11 protein-coding genes are annotated in these 19,481 nt (G+C 72.8%); 4 read left to right on the forward strand and 7 right to left on the reverse strand.

The window, feature by feature from the left end; translation table 11 throughout:
- The first annotated feature begins 92 nt into the window (after positions 1-92).
- On the forward strand, positions 93-698 hold the full coding sequence (locus ACQPZW_RS10600) for an MBL fold metallo-hydrolase (protein WP_433794659.1): 606 nt from the start codon (positions 93-95) through the stop codon (positions 696-698).
- Positions 699-937: 239 nt separating this feature from the next.
- Positions 938-1,591, forward strand: a complete 654-nt coding sequence (locus ACQPZW_RS10605) for a DUF3159 domain-containing protein (protein ID WP_433794660.1) — start codon at positions 938-940, stop codon at positions 1,589-1,591.
- Between the two features lie 9 nt (positions 1,592-1,600).
- On the opposite strand, the gene ACQPZW_RS10610 is transcribed toward ACQPZW_RS10605, so the two are convergent.
- Together ACQPZW_RS10610 and ACQPZW_RS10615 are read right to left on the reverse strand one after the other, a co-directional pair.
- Entirely contained in the window at positions 1,601-2,182 is a 582-nt protein-coding gene (locus ACQPZW_RS10610) for a hypothetical protein (RefSeq protein ID WP_433794661.1), read from the reverse strand.
- Positions 2,179-2,700: an RNA polymerase sigma factor gene (locus tag ACQPZW_RS10615; RefSeq protein ID WP_433794662.1), complete on the reverse strand. Its 522-nt coding sequence runs from the start codon at positions 2,698-2,700 to the stop codon at positions 2,179-2,181. Before ACQPZW_RS10615 ends, ACQPZW_RS10610 begins: the two co-directional genes overlap by 4 nt.
- Positions 2,701-2,856: 156 nt before the next feature.
- On the opposite strand from ACQPZW_RS10615, the gene ACQPZW_RS10620 reads away from it, so the two are divergent.
- A complete protein-coding gene (locus tag ACQPZW_RS10620) occupies positions 2,857-4,995 on the forward strand; it encodes a molybdopterin oxidoreductase family protein (RefSeq protein WP_433794663.1) in 2,139 nt (712 codons plus the stop codon).
- A gap of 133 nt (positions 4,996-5,128) precedes the next feature.
- Here ACQPZW_RS10620 and ACQPZW_RS10625 read toward each other — a convergent pair whose 3' ends face one another.
- Genes ACQPZW_RS10625 through ACQPZW_RS10645 form a run of 5 tightly spaced genes read right to left on the reverse strand, consistent with a single transcriptional unit; the run spans position 5,129 to position 10,607 of the window.
- Complete coding sequence (locus ACQPZW_RS10625; protein ID WP_433794664.1) at positions 5,129-5,722, reverse strand: response regulator transcription factor; 594 nt, start codon at positions 5,720-5,722, stop codon at positions 5,129-5,131.
- The gene (locus ACQPZW_RS10630; protein WP_433794665.1) at positions 5,719-6,921 is read right to left on the reverse strand and encodes a sensor histidine kinase; all 1,203 of its coding nucleotides are present in this window, start codon (positions 6,919-6,921) and stop codon (positions 5,719-5,721) included. The genes ACQPZW_RS10625 and ACQPZW_RS10630 overlap by 4 nt, the downstream gene beginning before the upstream one ends.
- A gap of 15 nt (positions 6,922-6,936) precedes the next feature.
- On the reverse strand, positions 6,937-7,674 hold the full coding sequence (locus ACQPZW_RS10635) for an ABC transporter permease (RefSeq protein WP_433794666.1): 738 nt from the start codon (positions 7,672-7,674) through the stop codon (positions 6,937-6,939).
- Positions 7,671-8,603: an ABC transporter ATP-binding protein gene (locus ACQPZW_RS10640; RefSeq protein ID WP_433794667.1), complete on the reverse strand. Its 933-nt coding sequence runs from the start codon at positions 8,601-8,603 to the stop codon at positions 7,671-7,673. Before ACQPZW_RS10640 ends, ACQPZW_RS10635 begins: the two co-directional genes overlap by 4 nt.
- 45 nt (positions 8,604-8,648) lie before the next feature.
- Positions 8,649-10,607: an ATP-binding protein gene (locus tag ACQPZW_RS10645; RefSeq protein WP_433794668.1), complete on the reverse strand. Its 1,959-nt coding sequence runs from the start codon at positions 10,605-10,607 to the stop codon at positions 8,649-8,651.
- Positions 10,608-10,670: 63 nt separating this feature from the next.
- Here ACQPZW_RS10645 and ACQPZW_RS10650 point away from each other — a divergent pair, with 63 nt between their 5' ends.
- Positions 10,671-19,481, forward strand: a complete 8,811-nt coding sequence (locus tag ACQPZW_RS10650) for an amino acid adenylation domain-containing protein (RefSeq protein ID WP_433794669.1) — start codon at positions 10,671-10,673, stop codon at positions 19,479-19,481.

The raw sequence follows: 19,481 nt of genomic DNA on the forward strand, positions 1-19,481 counted from the left end.
CGCCCTCGGGCTCGATGCCAGGTTGGAAACGGTTCGATGCCATGCCCCTACAACGCTCCCGTCGGCCGAAGTGCTTAGCGGACAATCGGAGAATGCTGCGTGTGGATCACGGTGTCGTCTCCGGCACCTTCAGCCTGGACGGCCAGACCTTCGACGTCGACAACAACATCTGGGTGGTCGGCGACGACGATGAATGTGTGGTGATCGACGCCCCGCACGACGTGGACGCGATCCTCGAGGTGGTCGGCGATCGCCGGCTGGTGGCGATCGTCTGCACCCACGCCCACGACGATCACGTCCGGGTGGCGCCGGAGCTGCGGGAGCGGACCGGGGCGCCGATCCTGCTGCACCCGGCGGAGTGGCCGTTGTGGGAGCTGACCCACGGCTCGGGCGTGTGGTGGAACATCGATCTCGCCGACGGGGCCCGGATCGAGGTGGGCGGGTCGGTGCTGGAGGTGCTGCACACGCCGGGTCACGCGCCGGGCGCCGTCTGCCTCTACTCGGCCGAGCTGGGCCGGGTGTTCACCGGTGACACCCTGTTCAACGGCGGTCCGGGCGCGACCGGCCGGTCGTACTCGGACGCCGATCTGATCGTCGACTCGATCCGGAAGCGGCTGTTCCCCCTGCCGCCGTCGACCGTGGTGCACACCGGGCACGGCGACGACACGACCATCGAAGCGGAGGCGTCCCGGCTGTAGCCGACCGATCCCCTACCCGCGACGCGGGCGGTTGGTCCCGCCCGTCACCGCGCCTCACGGGCGAGTGCCGGTGGTCGCGTTTCGGTCGTGAGGCGGGGCCGCGTCGCGGGGCGGCTTCGATCGGGTTCGCGTGGCCGTACCGATGGAAGGGAAGTAAGGGTGAGAGACACGCCCACCTGACGTCGACGGTGCCGGAGCTGCGGGTTAGGCTGCCCTAACCTCTTAAGGGGCGGGTGGACATGGCGCAGCCGGAATCGCTGGCGGAGTTGCTGAACGGGCGGCGGGCCGCGGTCGACGCCTCGCTGCCCGCGATCGGGTTCGTGGCCGGCTGGCTGGCCTTCGGGGAGTCGATCTGGGCCGGCGCGATCGCCGCGGTGATCGCCGCGATCGGGCTGTCGGCCTGGCGGCTCCGCAAAGGCGACAAGCCGCGCGCCGTGCTGATCGGTCTGCTGGTGGTCTGCGTGGCCGCGCTGATCGCCCTCTACACCGGCAAGGCGGAGGACTTCTTCCTGCTGCAGCTGCTCAGCAACGGTGCCAGCGCCCTCGTCTGGATCATCAGCATCGTCGTCCGGTGGCCGCTGCTCGGCATCGTCGTCGGCACGGCCCTCGGCCAGCGGACCCGGTGGCGGCGTGACCCCGCGCTGCTCAAGGCCTACTCGCGGGGCAGCTGGGTGTGGGTCGCGCAGTATGTGATCCGGGTGGCCGTCTTCCTGCCGCTCTACCAGGCCGGATTCCTGGCCGCTCTGGTCACCGCGCGGTTGGTGTTGTCCGGCCCGCTGGTCGCGGCGTGCCTGGCGGTGAGCTGGTGGGTGATCCGCCGCAACCTGCCGGCGGATCACCCGGGCCTGCGTCACCCCGTCGTCGACGAGCCGGCCGGGAAGGCCGCTTCGTAGACGTCCGGGTCAGAAGGCCTTCTCGTAGAGCTCGCGCAGGCCGATCGAGTCCGCCTCGCCGCTGTAACCGCAGATCATCACGCTGCCGTCGGCCGCCGACACCAGGTAGTTCCGGCCGGTCTCGAACCTGCCGCTGCCGAGCATCTGCTCGGACGTCTCGCCCGCCTGGGCCACCGTGACGACGCTGGCCGCCTCGCCCCGGAAGACGTGGGAGACGGTCAAGCGGGCCTGACCGTTCTCGATCTTGTCAACCGTGCCCTCGAAAGCGAAGTCGGCGGACTCGGCGAGAAGCTGCGGCTCCGGCTCCCGGCACTTGGCCTGCACGGCCGTCGCGGTGAGGGCGACGACGCGTCCCGGCACCGGGGCCGGAGTCGACGGCGGGGTGGGCGCGTCTGGCCCCGTGGTGACCGCCCAGGCGGCGCCACCAGCGATCAGCACCAGCGCGGCGGCGACGGGCAGCGCCCACTTCCGGGTGTTGCGGGACATGGCTTCCTCCACGAGATGCGCGACCTGTGCGGGGGACGCCGGCTCCAGCGACGCGGCCGGGTCGGCACGCCGCAGTCGGGCCCGCAGATCGTCGTCGTCGGTCACGGCCGGCTCCCCTCTGTCGACTCCTCATGTCCGGAAGCGGTCATAGTCTTTCGGAGTTTCTCCTTGGCCCGGTGCAGCCGGATCGAGGCGGCGTTCGCGGTGATCCCGAGGGCGACGGCGATCCCGGCCGGAGCCAGGTCCTCCCACGCCCACAGCCGCAGGATCTCGGCCTCCTCCGGCCGGAGCCGGCGCAGCGCCGCGGTCAGGTCGTCGTCGGCCGGACCGGGCCCGTCCATGTGGACCGGCGGTGGGTCGAGCCGGGAGATGCGCGCGAGCAGCCGGAACTGGCGGCGCTGCCCGCGTTCGGCGTTGGCCAGGCAGAGGCGGGCCACGCCGTACGCCCAGGGCAGGAGCTCGGCCGGCATCTCGTCGAACCGGCGCCAGCAGATCAGCAGCGTCTCGGAGAGCACGTCGTCGGCGGTCGCCGGGTCGGTGCGCCGGGCCAGATAGCGCCGAACGGCGTCGATCACCGCCGGCGCCAGGGTCTCGAACCGCGCCCGGCGCGAGTCGACGTTCACGAGGTCCACCCTGTCTCATGTCCGGGAGCGGACGTGTTCTTTCACGGCGAGTGCCCGGCGGTGGGCGTGTTCTTTCACGGCGAGTGTGCGGCAGCGGGATGTTTTTTCACGAGGAGTGCAGGATACTGGCCGGTAACCCAGCGTTGGGAGAGAGTGATGCGGACCGCGTACCGGACATGCCCGTTCTGTGAGGCCGCCTGCGGTCTCGAGCTGACCGTCGACGGCGACCGGGTGACCGCCGCCCGCGGTGACCGTGAGCACGTCTTCAGCCAGGGCTTCGTCTGCCCCAAGGGCGCGACGTTCGCCCAGCTCACCCACGATCCGGACAGGTTGCGGCAGCCGTTGGTCGGCGGCCGCGAGGCCTCCTGGGACGAGGCCTTCGACGCGGTCCGGGCGGGCCTGCGGCCGATCCTGGAGCGGTACGGGCCCCACGCGCTCGCCGTCTACCTGGGCAACCCGAACGCGCACACCATGTCGGGCGGCCTCTACGTCTCCCCGCTGCTGCGTGCGCTCGGCAGCCGCAACGTCTACTCGGCGAGCACCGTCGACCAGATGCCGAAACACGTGTCGTGCGGCTACCTGTTCGGCAATCCGCTGATCATCCCGGTGCCCGACGTGGACCGTACCGATCTCCTGCTGATCCTCGGCGCCAACCCGTGGGAGTCGAACGGCAGCCTGGCCACCGCGGCCGACTTCCCCGGGCGGCTCAAGGCGCTGCAGGCCCGGGGCGGCAGGTTCGTGGTCGTCGACCCGCGGCGTACGGTGACCGCCTCGCACGCCGACGAGCACCTGTTCATCCGGCCCGGCGCCGACGCGTTCCTGCTGTTCGGCATCGTGCACACGCTGTTCGCCGAGGGCCTGACCGACCTGGGCGACGTCGCCGGGCACGTCACCGGGGTCGCGGCCGTGCGTGACCTCGCTGCCGACTTCGCCCCGGAGGCCGTCGCCGACGCGTGCGGGATCCCGGCCGAGCGGATCCGCGGTCTCGCCCGCGAGCTGGCCGCCGCGCCGACCGCCGCCGTCTACGGCCGGATCGGCACGTGCACCGTCGAGTTCGGCACCATCGCGAGCTGGCTCATCGACGTGATCAACATTCTGACCGGCAACCTGGACCGGCCCGGCGGTGTGATGTTCCCGCTCGCCCCGCACCTCGCCGAGCAGGCGAAACGGGGCACCGGCTTCCGGACGGGGCGCTGGCACAGCCGGGTCCGTCACCTGCCCGAGGTGAAGGGCGAGCTTCCGGTCGCCACCCTCGCCGACGAGATCGAGACACCCGGGGACGAGCAGGTCCGGGCGCTGATCACGATCGCCGGCAATCCGGTGCTGTCCACCCCGAACAGCGGGCGCCTGGACCGTGCGCTGGGCGGGCTCGACTTCATGGTCAGCATCGACCCGTACCTCAACGAGACCACCCGGCACGCCGACGTGGTGCTCCCGCCGACCGACGCCGCCCGTAAAGGTCACTACGACTTCTCGTTCCTGGCGCTGGCGGTGCGCAACTTCGCGGCGTACTCCCCGCCGGTGCTGCCGCCCGACCCGGCGGTGCCCGACGAGTGCGACATCCTCGCCCGGCTCACCCTGATGCTCTCCGGGCAGCCCGACACCGATCCGGCGCCGCTGCACGACCTCCTGCTCCAGCAGGCGCTGCGGAAGGCACCCGCCGAGATCCACGACCAGATCACCGGCGACCACCCGGCCGAGCGCCTCCTGGACGTGGCTCTGCGCACCGGGGCGTACGGGCTCAGCCTGCAGCGACTCCTCGACAACCCGCACGGCATCGACCTGGGGCCGTTGCAGCCCCGGATCCCGGCGGTGCTGCGTACCCCGTCCGGCGCCGTCGAGCTGGTCGTGCCGCCGCTGGTCGAGGAGACGGCCCGGCTGCGCGCCGCCCTCACCCGCCGCCACGACGGGATCGTCCTCGTCGGCCGTCGCCATCTGCGCTCCAACAACAGCTGGATGCACAACGTGCCGGCGCTCATCAAGGGCCGGGACCGCTGCACCCTGCAGGTCAGCCCGGCCGACGCCGACCGGCTGTCGCTCGTCGACGGCGGGCCCGCCCAGGTCACCTCCCGGGCCGGGACCCTCACCGTCCCCGTGGAGATCACCGACCGGGTCATGCCCGGCGTCGTCAGCCTCCCGCACGGCTGGGGTCACGACGTGCCCGGCACACGCCTGTCCGTCGCCGCCACCGTGCCGGGCGTCAACTCCAACATCCTCACCGACGAGCTGGTCGTCGACCCGCTCTCCGGCAACAGCGTCCTGAACGGCATCCCGGTCGAGCTGAAACCCGCTTGAAAGGCCGGGCCGGACGCCCGGTTGATGGGCCGGGCCGGACGCCCGGTTGATGGGCCGGGCCGGACGCCCGGTTGAAGGGCCGGGCCGGACGCCCGGTTGAAACGCCGAGCCGGACGCCCGCTGGAGAAGAGGGTCAGATCCAGCCCATGCGCTGCGCCTGGTGGATCGCGGTCAGCCGGTTGGGCGCCCCCAGCTTCGTGATCGCGCTCGACAGGTAGTTGCGGACGGTGCCCTCGGTGAGGTGCAGACGGGTCGCGATGTCGGCCACCGAGGCGCCCGACGCGGCGAGTGAGAGGGCGTCCCGTTCGCGCTCGGTGAGCGGGCTCTCGCCGGCCATCATGGCCGAGGCGGCCAGCTCCGGGTCGAGGTAGCGGCCACCGGCGTGGATCCGGCGGATGGCCTCGGCGAGCTCGGCGCTGGAGGCGTCCTTCGGGATGAACCCGCGGACACCGGCGGCGATGGCGCGGCGCAGATATCCGGGCCGGGCGAACGTGCTGAGGATGAGCATGGCGCGGCCGGGAAGCCGCTCGGCGACGCTGAGACCGTCGAGACCGGGCATCTCGATGTCGAGGACGATCACGTCCGGGTCGTGGACGGTGACGGCCGGCAGCACCTCGTCACCGCGGCCGCACTGGGCGACCACCGTGAGGTCCTCCTCGAAGTCGAGCATCATGGCCAGCGCCTCCCGGATGAGGTGCTGGTCGTCGGCGAGCAGAACGCGGATCATGCGACTTCCCAGGGCGAGGAGGCGGCGGGTGGAACGGCGGCCGGGACCGCGGACGGCCCGACGGCGGGGGCGGTGGCCCGGACCACGAAACGGCCGTCACCGGTGGGCTGCGCGGTGAGGGTGCCACCGACGGCGGCGAGACGCTCGGCGAGCCCGGCCAGCCCGGTGCCGGCCTGGTCGACGGCCGCGGTCGCGCCGTCGTTGACCACTTCGAGCACCGCGGAGCCGTCGACCGCCCACAGGGTCACCGTGCACCAGGTGGCCGTACTGTGCCGCAGGATGTTCGTGGCGCACTCCCGGACCACCCAGGCGAACGGGCCGGCCGCACCCGGGTCGACGGCGCCGTCCGGCATGTCCACCTTGCAGCGGATGCCGCCGGCCTCCAGGATGGCCCGCACGCTGGCGACCTCGGAGGCCAGGTCGAGGATCCGGTATCCGCGGACCGCCGACCGGATCTGCCGCAGGCTGTCCTGGGCCAGGGTCCGCACCTCGGCCATCTGCCCGGCGGCCCGCCCGGCGTCGATGGCCGTGAGCTTGCCGGCCAGTTCGCTCTTCACGGCGATCACCGACAGGCTGTGCCCGACCAGGTCGTGCAGGTCACGGGCGAACCGCAACCGCTCCTCGGTGACGGCCAGCCGGGCTTCGGCGTCCTTGCTGTGGTGCGCCTGCTCGGTCAGGTCGAGGATCCAGATCCAGAGCCTGTTCGCGTACGGCACGGTCAGGCACAGCACGCCGTAGATGACCAGGGTGGCCTCGAGGCTCAGCGGCTGGGCGCCCGGGTTGACCGTGTTGATCGTGGCGCCGCCGGCGACCGTGCCGAGGATCAGCAGGAGCGTCACGAGCCGCCCGGTCCGGACCGTGGCCAGGCTGATCCAGGCGACCGCGATCATGCCCCAGGCAGCCGGGTTGGCGTCCTGCACGAGCAGCACCGTCAGGGCGGCGGCCCCGGAGATCGCGGACTCGATGTGGCTGCGGCGGGCCTGCCGCGGCCAGAACACCGACACCGCCCGGATCAGGCGGACCGCCGACCAGCTGAAGACCACCAGCGCCACCACGGCGACGGCCAGCCGTGGCGGCGACTCCCGGTTCTCGGAGACGGCGATGCCGACGCCGCTCGCGAACCCGAACCAGGCCAGGAGCAGGCTGAAGCCGAGGCTCCACATGGTGATCCGCTGGGCCCGCTGGACAGCGCCGGTCATGCCGTCACCCTACTTTCAGCCGCGCCGCGGGTCCCAGCGGAAGAACCGCCGGGCCAGCAGCGCCGCCACGGCCACCCACGCCGCCAGCAGGCCCAGGGACGACCAGTCGAAGGCGGCGCCGTATCCGGCCCGGACCAGGTCGGCGACCGCTGTCAGCGGCAGATAGTCGGCGACCTGCTGGAGCCGCTCGGGGAAGGCGCCGGGCGGCACGATCACGGGGGAGAGGACCAGGCAGACCAGCATCACCGGTACGGTCGCCAACTGCGCCAGCTCACCGGACGAGCTGACCCCGGAGATCGCCATCGACAGCAGCGCGAACACCGCGGCCCCGCCGAGCGCCGCGATCAGCACGAGCAGCGGATTGCCGGGCAGCCCGAAGCCCATGACCGCGGTCGCGACCCCGACGGCGAGCGCCTGGAGCAGGTAGACCGCGGTGGCGCCGGCCGCGCTGCCACCGAGGATCGCGGTCGCCGACGCGGGCCCGCCGAGCAGCCGCTTCAGCACGAGCTCCTCCCGGCGGCTGGTGTAGAAGCCGGCCAGGTTCACCAGTGGCGCGAACATCAGCAGCCCGGCGATCTGGCCGGTCAGCACGAACTCGACGTTGTCCCGCCCGCCCTGATCGGCGGTGAACACCAGGAACGCGGCGACGGCCAGGGGCATGAGGACGGCGTTGGTCAGCGCCGACCGGTTGCGGAAGATCAGGGCCAGGTCGAGCCGGGCCAGCCGGTAGATGTGCGCGAGGTCGGTCTTCACCGGGACTCCACGATGCTCAGGAAAACGTCTTCGAGGGATGCGGGGCGGACCGACAGCCGGTCCAGGACGACGTCGCGCTCGGCCGCCCAGGCCAGCAGCGCCGCGACCGAGCGGTGGGCGCGGCCGTCCGGGTCGCCGCCGCCGACCGTCCAGCGGGCGGTGGGGAAGCCGTCGGTGACGGCCATCTCCGGCGGCAGCCCGTCGAGCAGGGGCAGGGCGTCGATCGGGGTGTGCGCCGGCACGCGGAAGGCGATCCGGTCGCCGTGACCGGAGACCACCTCGGGTACGGTCCCCGCGATCCGGATCTCCCCCCGATGCATGATCGCGATCCGGTCGGCGAGCCGCTCCGCCTCCTCCAGGTAGTGGGTGGTGAGCAGCACCGTCGTGCCGCCCGCCACCAGCTCCTGGATCAGCCGCCACGTGCCGATCCGGGCCTCCGGGTCCATGCCGGTGGTCGGCTCGTCGAGGAAGAGCACCTCGGGCCGGCCGATGATCGCGAGCGCCAGGTCGAGGCGGCGCTTCTGCCCGCCGGACAGCTGCCGTACCGCCGTGCCCGACCTGTCGGTCAGATCGACCTTCTTCAGAGCCTCGTCCGCCGGCAGCGGATCGGTGTGCAGGTCGCGCCAGAGCCCGACGGTCTCGGCCACCGTGAGATCACCGATCAGGCCGCTCTCCTGCAGCATGATCCCCACTCGGGGCCGCAGCGCCCGCCGGTCCCGGTACGGATCCGCGCCCAGCAGCCGCACACTCCCCGAAGCCGCCGGCCGGAACCCCTCGAGGACCTCCATCGTGGTGGTCTTGCCGGCTCCGTTCGTGCCGAGCAGAGCGAACAACTGACCGCCGCCGACGCTGAAGTCGATGCCCCGGACGGCCTCGAAATCCCCGTACCGCTGGCGGAGGCCGTCGACCTCGATCGTCTGTGTGCTCATGCGTCAATGGTTCGCGTTCGCGGCCCCGGCGGGCAGTCGCCGTAGTCAGCGATCATCCATGACAGATGTCATGTGCATGGTGGCGGCGACCTTGTGCAGCAGATCGCCGCCGGTGAACGGCTTCTCGATGAACGCGATCTCCTCGTCGAGCACGTGTGTCGTGCCGAGCAGCCCGTTGCTGTAGCCGGACATGAACAGCACCGGCGTGTCCGGTCGCTCCCGGCGGGCCAGCTCGGCCAGCTTCGGCCCCGTCATCTCCGGCATGATCACGTCGGTGAGCAGCAGATCGCAGCCGTGCTCCTGGAAGACCCGCAGCCCCTCGGCCCCGTTGTTCGCGGTCCGGACCCGATAGCCGCCGTTGGTCAGGATCCGGGTGATGATGCGGGCCAGCGCCAGCTCGTCCTCGACCACGAGCACGGTCTGCCCGTCCCCGTGCGGCGGGCTGCCCGCCGAGGCCACCGCCGGTGCCGGCCCGGTGGCCGCCGAGATCGGCAGGTAGATCCGGAACGTGGTGCCCACACCCAGCTCGGAGTAGACGTTGATGCTGCCGCCCGCCTCGGCGACGATCCCGTAGACGGTGGCCAGGCCCAGACCGGTGCCGCGGCCTCGCGGTTTCGTGGTGAAGAACGGCTCGAAGATCCGGGCCGCGGTCTCCGGCGCCATGCCCTCACCGGTGTCGCTGACCAGCAGCCGCGCGTAGGTCCCGGCGGGCAGCGGCGGCTGCATGTTCAGCTCGTCGCCGCCCAGGGTGGCCACGTTCGCCTCGAGCACCACGGTGCCGCCGTCCGGCATCGCGTCCCGCGCGTTGATGGCCAGGTTGAGCAGGATCTGATGCACCTGACCGGGGTCGGCGTGCACGCGCACCGGCTCCGGCGCCGGCACCGCGATCAGCGTGATGTGCTCGCCGATCGTGCGGTCCAGCACGGCGTGCACCTCGGCGATCGACGCGTTCAGGTCGACGTCGCGCAGCTGGACGGCGTCGCCGCGGGTGAACGTGAGCAACTGCCGGGTCAGGCTGGTGGCCCGGTCCACCGCGGTCCGTACGTGGGCCAGGTCGGCCTGCACGTGCGGCAGTTCCCGGGTCTCCTCGATCACGAAGTCCGTGTAGTTGGCGATGATCGCCAGGATGTTGTTGAAGTCGTGCGCCACCCCACCGGCCAGGTTTCCCAGACTCTCCATCCGCTTCGCCTGGTCACTGCGCTCCTGCACGACCCGCTGACGTTCCGCGGCCTCCTTCTCGGCCGACACGTCACGGGCGATCACCGACACCCCGAGCACACCGCCCGCCGGATCGGTGACCGGGGTGACGGTGAACGCCACGTCGACCGGGCTGCCGTCCTTGCGGAGGCGGCGTCCCTCGTACGAGAAGCTGCCCTCCCCGGCCCGCATCCGCGCCAGCATGTCCGCCTGCTGCCCGGCGCCGTCCGCACCGGCGAGGAGCGAGGCCGGGCGTGCCAGAGCCTCCGCGGCCGGCCAGCCGAAGATCCGCTCCGCGCCGCCGTTCCACGCGTTGATCGTGCCGTCCGGAGTGAGCCCGATGATCGCGTCGGCGCTGTCCTCGACGATCGTGGCGAGCGTCGCCCGGTGCGCCTCGGCCAGATCCCGGGCCGCCCGCTCCCGCGCGTCCGCCTCGTCCAGCCGCCGCTGCCCCCACGGATCGATGTAGATCGCGCCCTTCTGGAGCAGCACCCCGTACCCCCGCCGCAGTGACCAGTAGTAGATGCCGACCGCCGCCGTGCACGCGTCCCAGACCGCCGACGCCGACGACCATCCCGGTCCGGTGCCGTGCGCGTGCACCCGGTCCAGCGCCATCAGCATCTGCCAGGCCATCACCGCATGGAAGCCGTGCCCCACGGCGCAACTGAAGAAGATCATCGCGGTCGCGGTGGCCAGCTTGTTCGATCCCAGTTGTCCGGCCCGGTGTACAGGCACCACGATCGACACCATGATCGCTGCGTAGGCGACCATGATGACGAGGTTGGCCAGCAGGAACAATTGCGGCACGTCCTCACGATCGGACACTCGCCAGACGAACTGAGGGTTGCATCCGTCGATAGGCTCATGATCATGACGCTGACCGATCTGCTGCTCCGAGCCGCGACCGTCGTACCAGGTCAGGGCATCGTTCACGCGGACCGTTTCGTCAGCTACGCCGAGCTTCTCGCCGACGCGCTGCGCATCGGCGGCGGCCTGCGCGAGGCGGGACTCGCACCCGGCGATCCCCTCCCGATCGTGGCCGACGACGGCGGGGACTTCCTCGGGCTCTTCTGGGGCGCGGTCGTGGCGGGCGCCGTACCCGTGCCCCTGCCGCCGGAGCCGCACCGCCTCGCCGCCGTCTGGCGTCACCTCGACGGCCCGCCCCTGGCGGGCGACACCGCGACGCCCGGCGGCACCCTGCTGTCCGTTCGCGACCTGCGGTCCGCGCTGCCGTTGACGACCCCTCATCCGGTACGGCCGGACGACCTCGCCTTCCTGCAGTTCTCCTCCGGCAGCACCGGAACCCCGAAAGGGGTGGAGCTGACACACGCCAACGTCGTGGCCAACCTCTCCCAGGCCGCCGAGGCCGGTGCCCTGAGCAGCGACGACGTGATCGTGACGTGGATGCCCTACTTCCACGACATGGGCCTGATCGGCACGCACCTAGCCCCGTTGTACGCCCACTGCCGCCAGGTCCGGATCAGCCCCCTGGCCTTCGCCAAACGCCCCGAACTGTGGCTACGCGCCGCCGCCGAGCACCGGGCCACCGTCCTGTCCGCCGCCAACTTCGCCCTGGCCCTGGTCAATCGCCGTGTCCCCGAGGATGTCCTGGACTCCCTGGACCTGACGAGCGTCCGCCTGCTGATGGTCGGCGCCGAGCCCATCTCCCCCTCGGTCTGGCAGACCTTCGCGGCCCGGCTCCGGTCCACCGGCCTGCGACCGGGCGCGATGCAGCCGGTCTACGGCCTGGCCGAGGCGACCGTCGCCGTGGCCTGCCCACCCCTCGGCGAACCCGCCACCCCGGTCACGCTGAGCCGGGCCGCCCTGGCCCGGGGCGTCGCCCTCCCCGCGCCCCGTCCCGTCGACGCGGCCGCCCCGGGCGACCCGCGGGCGGTCCTGCTGATGGACGTCGGCCATCCGGTTCCCGGCTGCGAGCTGCGCATCGTCGACGACGAGGGAACCGTGCTGGAGGACGGCCTCGTCGGCCACGTCCAGGTCCGGGGCCCGAACGTCACCCGCGGCTACCACCGGGACCCGGCGGCGACGGCCGCGGCCTTCGACGGCGAATGGCTCCGGACCGGCGACATCGGCTTCCTCCGCGAGGGCCGCCTGGTGATCACCGGGCGGCACAAGGACGTCCTGTTCATCAACGGCCGCAACTTCCACGCCGCCGACCTGGAGGAGGTGGCCGCGGCGACCACCGGTCTCGGCCCCGGCCCGGTGGCGGTGGTCGGCGCCACCGACCCGGCCACCGGCCACGAGCGGGTCGCCGTCTTCCTCTCCACGCGGGCGGTCCGTCACGCCCCCGCGCAGCTCTCCGCCCTGGTCCGAGCCCGCGTCGCCGAGGCCCTGGCCCACGACGACGTCCACGTCGAGATCGTCCCGACCACCGCCTTCACCCGGACCACCAGCGGCAAACTGCGCCGCCACCCCCTGCGCGAGCGCCTGCTGACGGCCCTCACCGCACCTGAAGCGCCCGCCGGCCCTGCCTCCCCGGAGCCCGCCTCACCGTCGGGGCCTTCTTCCAGCGGTGTGGTGCCGGGGGCTTCGGGAGGCGTGGTGCCGGGGGCTTCCAGCGGTGTGGTGCCGGGCACGAGAGCGCCGATGCGGCGAGCCGCCGTGGAAGGGACCGTGCGGGAGATCTGGGCGCGGGTGCTCCAGACACCCGCCGACACGATCGGACCGGAGGACCGTTTCCTGGCGATCGGCGGATCCTCACTGAAGGCCATGGAGGTGCTGGCGGATCTGGAGGACACGTTCGGCCGTACCCTCGATCCGGCGATGCTCCGGGACTGCGCAACCGTCCCGGCCCTCGCGGACCGGCTGCTGGAGACCGTCCAGGATCAGCACGGCGCGCAATCCTCGACCGGCACGGCGGAGCCGACTGGCAGAGCGGATCCAGCCGGCACGGCCAAGCCGACCGGCGTAGTGAACACGGGTGGCAGCGGGCCGGGGGTGCTGGCGGTCGTCGGGATGGCGTGTCGATTTCCCGGAGCGGACACGCCGGAGGAGTTCTGGGCCGACCTCGTGGCCGGGCGGGACAGCGTCACCCGGGTGAGCCGGTGGCCCGGCGGCGGGCACGGGTCCTTCCTGGACGATCCGGCCGCCTTCGACGCCGGATACTTCGGAATCGGGGACGACGAGGCGCGCCTGATCGACCCGCATGCACGGATCTTCCTGGAGCTGGCCCACGAGGCGCTGGAACGCGCCGGCTACGCCGGGCCCCGTCGCAGGACCCGCAAGATCGGTGTCTTCGCAGCGGTCGGGGAGAGCGGCTACCCCGAGATCGTGGCGGGAACCGGCGCGGAGGCCCCCACCCGGGCAGCGGGCTCGATCCCGTCGCAGGCGGGCGCCGCCGCGCTCACCGGCGGCCTGCGGAACCTGATCGCGGCCCGCGTGGCACATCTCCTGGACCTGCGGGGACCCGCGATCGCCGTGGACACCGCCTGCTCGTCGGCGCTGGTCGCGTTGCATCTGGCCCGGCGCAGCCTCGCCGCGGGGGACTGCGACGTCGCCGTCGTCGGCGGGGTCAACCTCAACCTGACCGCCACCGGGGAGACCCTGCTCACCGCCGCCCGGGCGCTGTCCCCGACCGGCCGGTGCCGGGCGTTCGACGCCGACGCGGACGGGTTCGTGCCCGGTGAGGGCGGGGCGGCGCTGGTCCTCACCCGGCTGGCCGATGCCGGCGACGACCGGGTGCTCGCGGTGGTACGCGGCAGCGCCGTCAACAACGACGGCCGCTCGTTGAGCCTGATGGCGCCGAATCCGCTGCTCCAGCGTGAGGTTATCGCCGACGCGTACCGGGAATGCGGTGTCGATCCGGCCGACGTCACCTATGTGGAGGCGCACGGCACCGGAACGGCGGTCGGCGACCCGATCGAGGCGCGATCCCTGGCGTACGCGTTCCCGCCCCGCGCCGACGGCCGTGCCCGGATGCTCGGTTCGGTGAAGACGAACATCGGCCACCTGCTCAACGTGGCCGGCCTTCCCGCGCTGGTGAAGGTGATCCTGGCCCTGCAGCACCGGGAGCTGCCGCCGTCCCTGCACCACGACCGCCCGTCGCCGCGGTTCGACCTGGCGGCGGCCGGGTTCGAGGTGGTCACCACACGACGCCCGTGGCTCGGCCCGCTGGTCGCCGGCGTCAACGGTTTCGGCTTCGGCGGAACCAACGCCCACGTGATCCTCACGGCCGCCGACCCCTCCGCCGAGTCCGCTGCCGACGGGGTCGCCGGCCATCCCGCCGATCCGGTCTCGGACACGGCCCCGGAGCGGGACGGGCCGCATCTGTTGACGCTGTCGGCGCGTTCCGGGGCCGGGCTCCGGGCTGCGGCCGCTCAACTGGCCCGCCACCTGCGCGAGCATCCCGGGCTGCCACCGGCCGACGTGTGTGCGACCGCGTCGACCGCGCGCGACGACGGCCCGTACCGCCTGACCGTGGTGACCCACGACGATCTGGCCGAACGTCTGGCCACCGCCGAACCGCGACCGGTCCCGCCGCGCCCCGCGCGCGTGGTGTTCCTCTTCGGCGGTCAGGGTTCGCAGCGCCCCGGCCAGGGCGCTCGCCTGTACGCCACCGCCCCTGTCTTCCGCACCGTCCTCGACGAGGTGTCCGCCGCGATCGGCCCGGTGGCCGGCCGTTCCCTGGTGGCGTGGTGCACCGACCCGGACGTCCCGGTGTCCGAGCTGGCCCGTACCGAGGTCACCCAGCCGCTCGTGGTCGCCTTCGGGGTGGCGCAGGCCGCCCAGCTCATGGCCTGCGGAGTCCACCCGGCCGCGGTCGCCGGGCACAGCATCGGGGAGTTGGCGGCCGCCGCCACGGCGGGCCGGTTGACCGCGGTCGACGCCGTCCGGCTTGCCGCCGAACGGGGTCGCCGGACCGCCGCTCTCGCCGCACCGGGCGCCATGCTCGCGGTGACGGCCTCCGCCGCGCAGATCGACGCGGACCGCCACGCCCTGGACGGTGTCGTCGTCGCCGCGGTGAACGCGCCGAACCGGGTGGTCCTCGCCGGTTCGCACGAGGCGATCGACCGGGCGGAGGCGCACCTGGCACGGAACGGCCACGCCACCCGGCGGCTCGCGGTGTCGCACGCCTTCCACTCCCCGGCGATGGCGCCGGTCGCCGAGGCGCTGGCCGGGTCGACACCTCCCCGGGCCGCCGGCTCGATTCCGCAGCTCAGCACGGTGACGACGGAGTGGGATCCGCCGTTCGACGGCGCCTACCTGGCGGCGCACGCGGTCGGTCCGGTCCGTTTCGCCGACGCCGTAGCCCGGCTGCGCGCGGACGGCTTCGACACGATGGTCGAGGTCGGCGCGACGGTCACCCTGGCTCCTCTGGTACGCGACACGACCGTCCTGTCCGCGGGTGACGACGCCGCCGCGATTCTGGAGACGGTCGGGGCGTTGTGGCTCCGGGGCGCCCCGCTGGACCGTACCCACCTGGACGCCGGCACCCGCCGCATGGAGCTGCCGACCTACCCCTTCCAGCGCCGGCGGTACTGGGTGACCGACCCGCCCCGGCCGGTGCTGTCCACGCCCACCTGGGTCCCGTGCCCCCTGCCGGCGCCGTCGTCCGCGACCGGCACGACGGTGGTGATCGCCGGCTCGCCGGATCCCGGCGACGCCTTGACAGCGATCACCGCCACGCCCCGGGACGGCTTCCTGCTGCTGGTCACCCGTGACCTCTTCGCCGTCGGCGACGACCGGCCGAACCCCCGGCACGCGATCTGGTCCGGCTTGGCGATGGCTTTCGCCGACGAGAACCCCCATGCCAGGGTACGAATCCTCGACCTCGGCTCCGCCGACTCGCAAGAGGCCCACCGGGCAGCCGTGGAAGAGGAGGCCGCCCACCCACCGGCCCCCGGCCCCGCCGAGATCGTCGCGCGCCGCGACACCCGCCGCCTGACCCGCACCTTCACTCCTCTCGCAGCGCCCCCCACCCCGGACGGCCAGGCAGTCGACGCGACCGCGGAGGTCGTGCCGGTGGGTGCTCTCGCGGCGGCGAACCCGGTTCCGGGTGGCCCGTCCGGTGCGGTGGTCGGGGCTCCGCCGGAGGGTGGCTCCGCGGTGGGTGGCCCGGCTGCGGGAGCCCCGGGGGCCGTCGGGGTGCCGGCGGACGGCAGTTATCTGATCGTCGGCGGCGCCGGGGCGATCGGCGCGGAGATCGCCCGGCATCTGGCCCGTCGTGGCCGTCCTCGGCTGCTGCTCGCCGGGCGCTCCACCGTACCGGCCGCCCTCCTGGCCGAGCTTCGTGCCCTGGGCGCGACCGTGGACTACCGGGTCGCCGACGTGACCGTCGAGGAGGACGTCGCCGCCCTGCTGGCGGGCCACGACTTCGATGTCGTGATCCAGGCCGCCGGGGTCGCCCGCCCGGGAAGCCTGCGTGCCAAGTCGGCGGCGGAGATCACCGCGGGCCTGGCCGCGAAGGTGCGGGGAACGACCCTGCTCAGCCGGGCACTGCGCGCACGGCCCCCGCTGGTGATCGCGCTGTCCTCGATCTCCTCGGTCGTCCCCGGCTTGGCAGGTGCGGTCGGCGACTACGTCGCGGGCAACGCGTTCCTGGACGCGTTCGCAGCCGCGGAACGATCCGCCGGCCGCCCGTTCGTAGCGGTCAACCTGCCCGCGATCACCGGCGGCGGCCTCGCCACAGCGCACGGTCTCACCCCGGCAGGCGGAGCCCTGCCGGTCGGGCAGGTCCCGGAGGCGCTGTGGGCGGCGGCCGCCCTCGGCGTCGCGCAGGTGCTGGTCACCCCTGCGGCGCCCGCTGTCGGTGCCGCCCAGGTGGCGGTTGCTCCCGTGGCGCCCGCTGTCGACGCCGCCCAGGTGGCGGTCATCCCCGCGGCGCCCGCTGTCGGTGCTGGCCGGGTGGCGGTTTCTCCCGTGGTGCCCGCTGTCGGTGCTGGCCGGGTGGGGCGGGACCGGCTGGTGGCCACAGTGCGGGAGCTGCTGGCCGGGCCGCTCGGGCGGGAAGCCGGGAGCATCGGGGTCGACGAGCCGTTCCTGGCTTTGGGGCTCGACTCCCTCACCGCCGTGGACCTGGTCAAAGAGCTGGAGAAACGGCTCGGCCGGACGCTGTCGACGACGTTGTTCTTCGAGTACCGGACGATCGGTGAGCTGGCCGGTCACCTCACGGGTCCGGTGGAGTTCCCGTTCAGTCCGGTGCAGCGGGCGTTCGTGACCACCGGGCGGCTCCATCCCGAGGCGCCGGCCTACGTGTACGTGCGGCAGACCCTGGCCGGGCCGGTCGACGCCGAGCGGCTGGCCCAGGCGTTCGCCGAGCTGGAACGGCGCCACCCGATGCTGCGGGTCCGGTTCGGGCCGGACGGCCAGCACTTCGCCGACCCGGGCAGTGACCGGCCGGCCTGGTTCAGTGTCGTAGCGGAGGATCGGGCGGCTCCCGGATCCGGCTTCGGCAGCCCGGGACGGCAGCGGGAGCCGGCCGGGGAGATGGAGCTGCGGAACCGGCCCTTCGACCTGGGACGGGAGGGGCCGATCCGGGCGGTGCTGGTGACCGGGCAGGGGCATGCGCGGCTGATCGTGGTGGCGCATCACGCGGCGGTCGACGGCTACAGCCTTGCGGTGCTCGGCGACGAACTGTGGGCGCTCTACGGCGGTGGGCGGTTGTCTCCCGCTCCGGTGGCCACGTTCGCCGAGCATGAGGCGATCCGAACGGAACCCCTTGCGACCGATATTGATTACTGGCGTACGGAGCTCTCAGGGTTCCCGCGCCTGGCTCTGCCGTTCGACGGGAATGCCTTGGAGGAGCCACGGGGGCCGTACGCCGTACATCAGAAAGCTCTTGATCCGGAAGTGACCCGGCAGTTGACCGCGGCCGCGAGGGACGCCGGGGTTTCGCTCTTCCATCTCCTGCTCGCTGGATATGTTCGCTGCCTGGCGCGTTGGAGTGGACAGGACGCCGTGCCCGTGACGGTGGCGCGGGCGGGCCGTCAGGCGCGGCTGGCCGGTGTCGACCGGATGGTCGGGCCGTTCGCCGACACGCTGCCGGTGCTCGTGGAGATCCGGCCGGGGGAGTCGGCCGCCGCGCTGGCCGGGCGAATCCGGGAGCTGTGGCTGACGGCGGAGCAGCATGGCTCGGTGTCCACTATTGATCTGGCTCGAGCGCTTGCCGCGGACGGCACCGGGCCACGGACGGCGAGCCCGGCGAGTTTCAGTTTCGCCCGTTTCCCGAGCGCCGGGGCGACCGCAGCGGGTGTCCTCGCCACGACCGCGGGCACGGCGTCCGCGGCGACCCGGCTCGGCCTGGTGTGCTTCGAGGCGCACGGCACGCTGCACTTCTCGTGGAATCATCCGGTGGCGCTGTTCAGCGAGGCGACCGTGGCCCGGTTCGCCGAGGAGCACCTCGCCGAGATCGCCGCCCTCGCCGAGCCTGATGCCGGGGTGGTGGAGCGGATCCGTGAGCAGTGTCGCCGCACCCCCGACGGGGTCGCCGTCCTGACCGACGGCGTGCCGCTCACCTATCGCGAGCTCGACGCGGCGTCGGACCGTCTCGCCGCGCGCCTCGCGGCCGGCGGATCATCCCGGATCGGTCTGCTGACCAGCCCGGGAGCGAGCACCGTGATCGGTGTCGTCGGCATCCTCAAGGCCGGTGCCGCGTGGGTGCCGATGGACGCCGCGCATCCGCCGGCCCGGCTGACGAGCCTGCTCACCCGGTCGGGCGTGTCGGAGGTCGTCCACGACGCCGGCACGCGGTCGGCCGCGGCGGCGCTCGGGCCGGGATTCACCCCCGTGGACGCCGACGCACCCGGCGGGCACCCGACGGTGGACGCCGACGCGCGGGGCGACTGCCCGCCGGAGAACACCGGGGCGGGCGGTACGGCGTACGTCATCTTCACGTCGGGGTCGACCGGGCGGCCGAAGGGCGTCGCTGTCGGTCACCGTGCGATGGCCGGCTATCTGGATTGGGCGATCACCACCTTCGGTTACCGGCCCGGCGATCGGCTCGCGCAGACCGCGTCGATTTGTTTCGATGCATCGGTACGCCAGATCCTGGCCCCGCTACTGGCCGGAGCAACCGTCGTGTCCTGGGATCGGGACACGGTTCGCGATCCGGAGCTGTTGGTCGAGCGTCTTGTCCGTGACCGGGTGACGGTGTGGAGCTCGGTGCCGACCCTGTGGGAGCGTCTGCTGACGGCCGCCGAGAAGAGCCGCGCCGACCTGTCCCGGTTACGCTGGGTGCACGTCGGTGGGGAGGAGTTGTCCCCGGCGCACGTGCGGCGATGGTTCGATCTGCTCGGCCCCGGCCAGCGGATCACCAACCTGTACGGGCCCACCGAGACCACGATCAACGCGACCTGGCATCTGATCACCGAGCGTCCCGCCGACGACGTGAGCCGCCTGCCGATCGGCCGCCCGGTCGGCGGGGCCGTGATCGACATCGTGGGCCCGGAAGGGGAGATCTGGATCGGTGGAGCCGGGCTCGCCGACGGTTACCTCGACGACCCGGAGCAGACCGCGGCGGCGTTCGTGGAGCGGAACGGGCAGCGCTGGTATCGCAGCGGCGACCGGGGCGAGCGGGACACCGACGGGGTCCTGTGGTTCCGTGGGCGCCTCGACGATCAGGTGAAGCTGCACGGGCATCGGATCGAGCCGGGAGAGATCGAGGCGGTGCTGCGGGGACATCCGGCGGTGGAACGGGTCGCCGTCGTCCTCGACGGGGACGGCTGA

This window comes from Actinoplanes sp. CA-252034 (genome assembly GCF_050956125.1).
GTDB lineage: Bacteria > Actinomycetota > Actinomycetes > Mycobacteriales > Micromonosporaceae > Actinoplanes.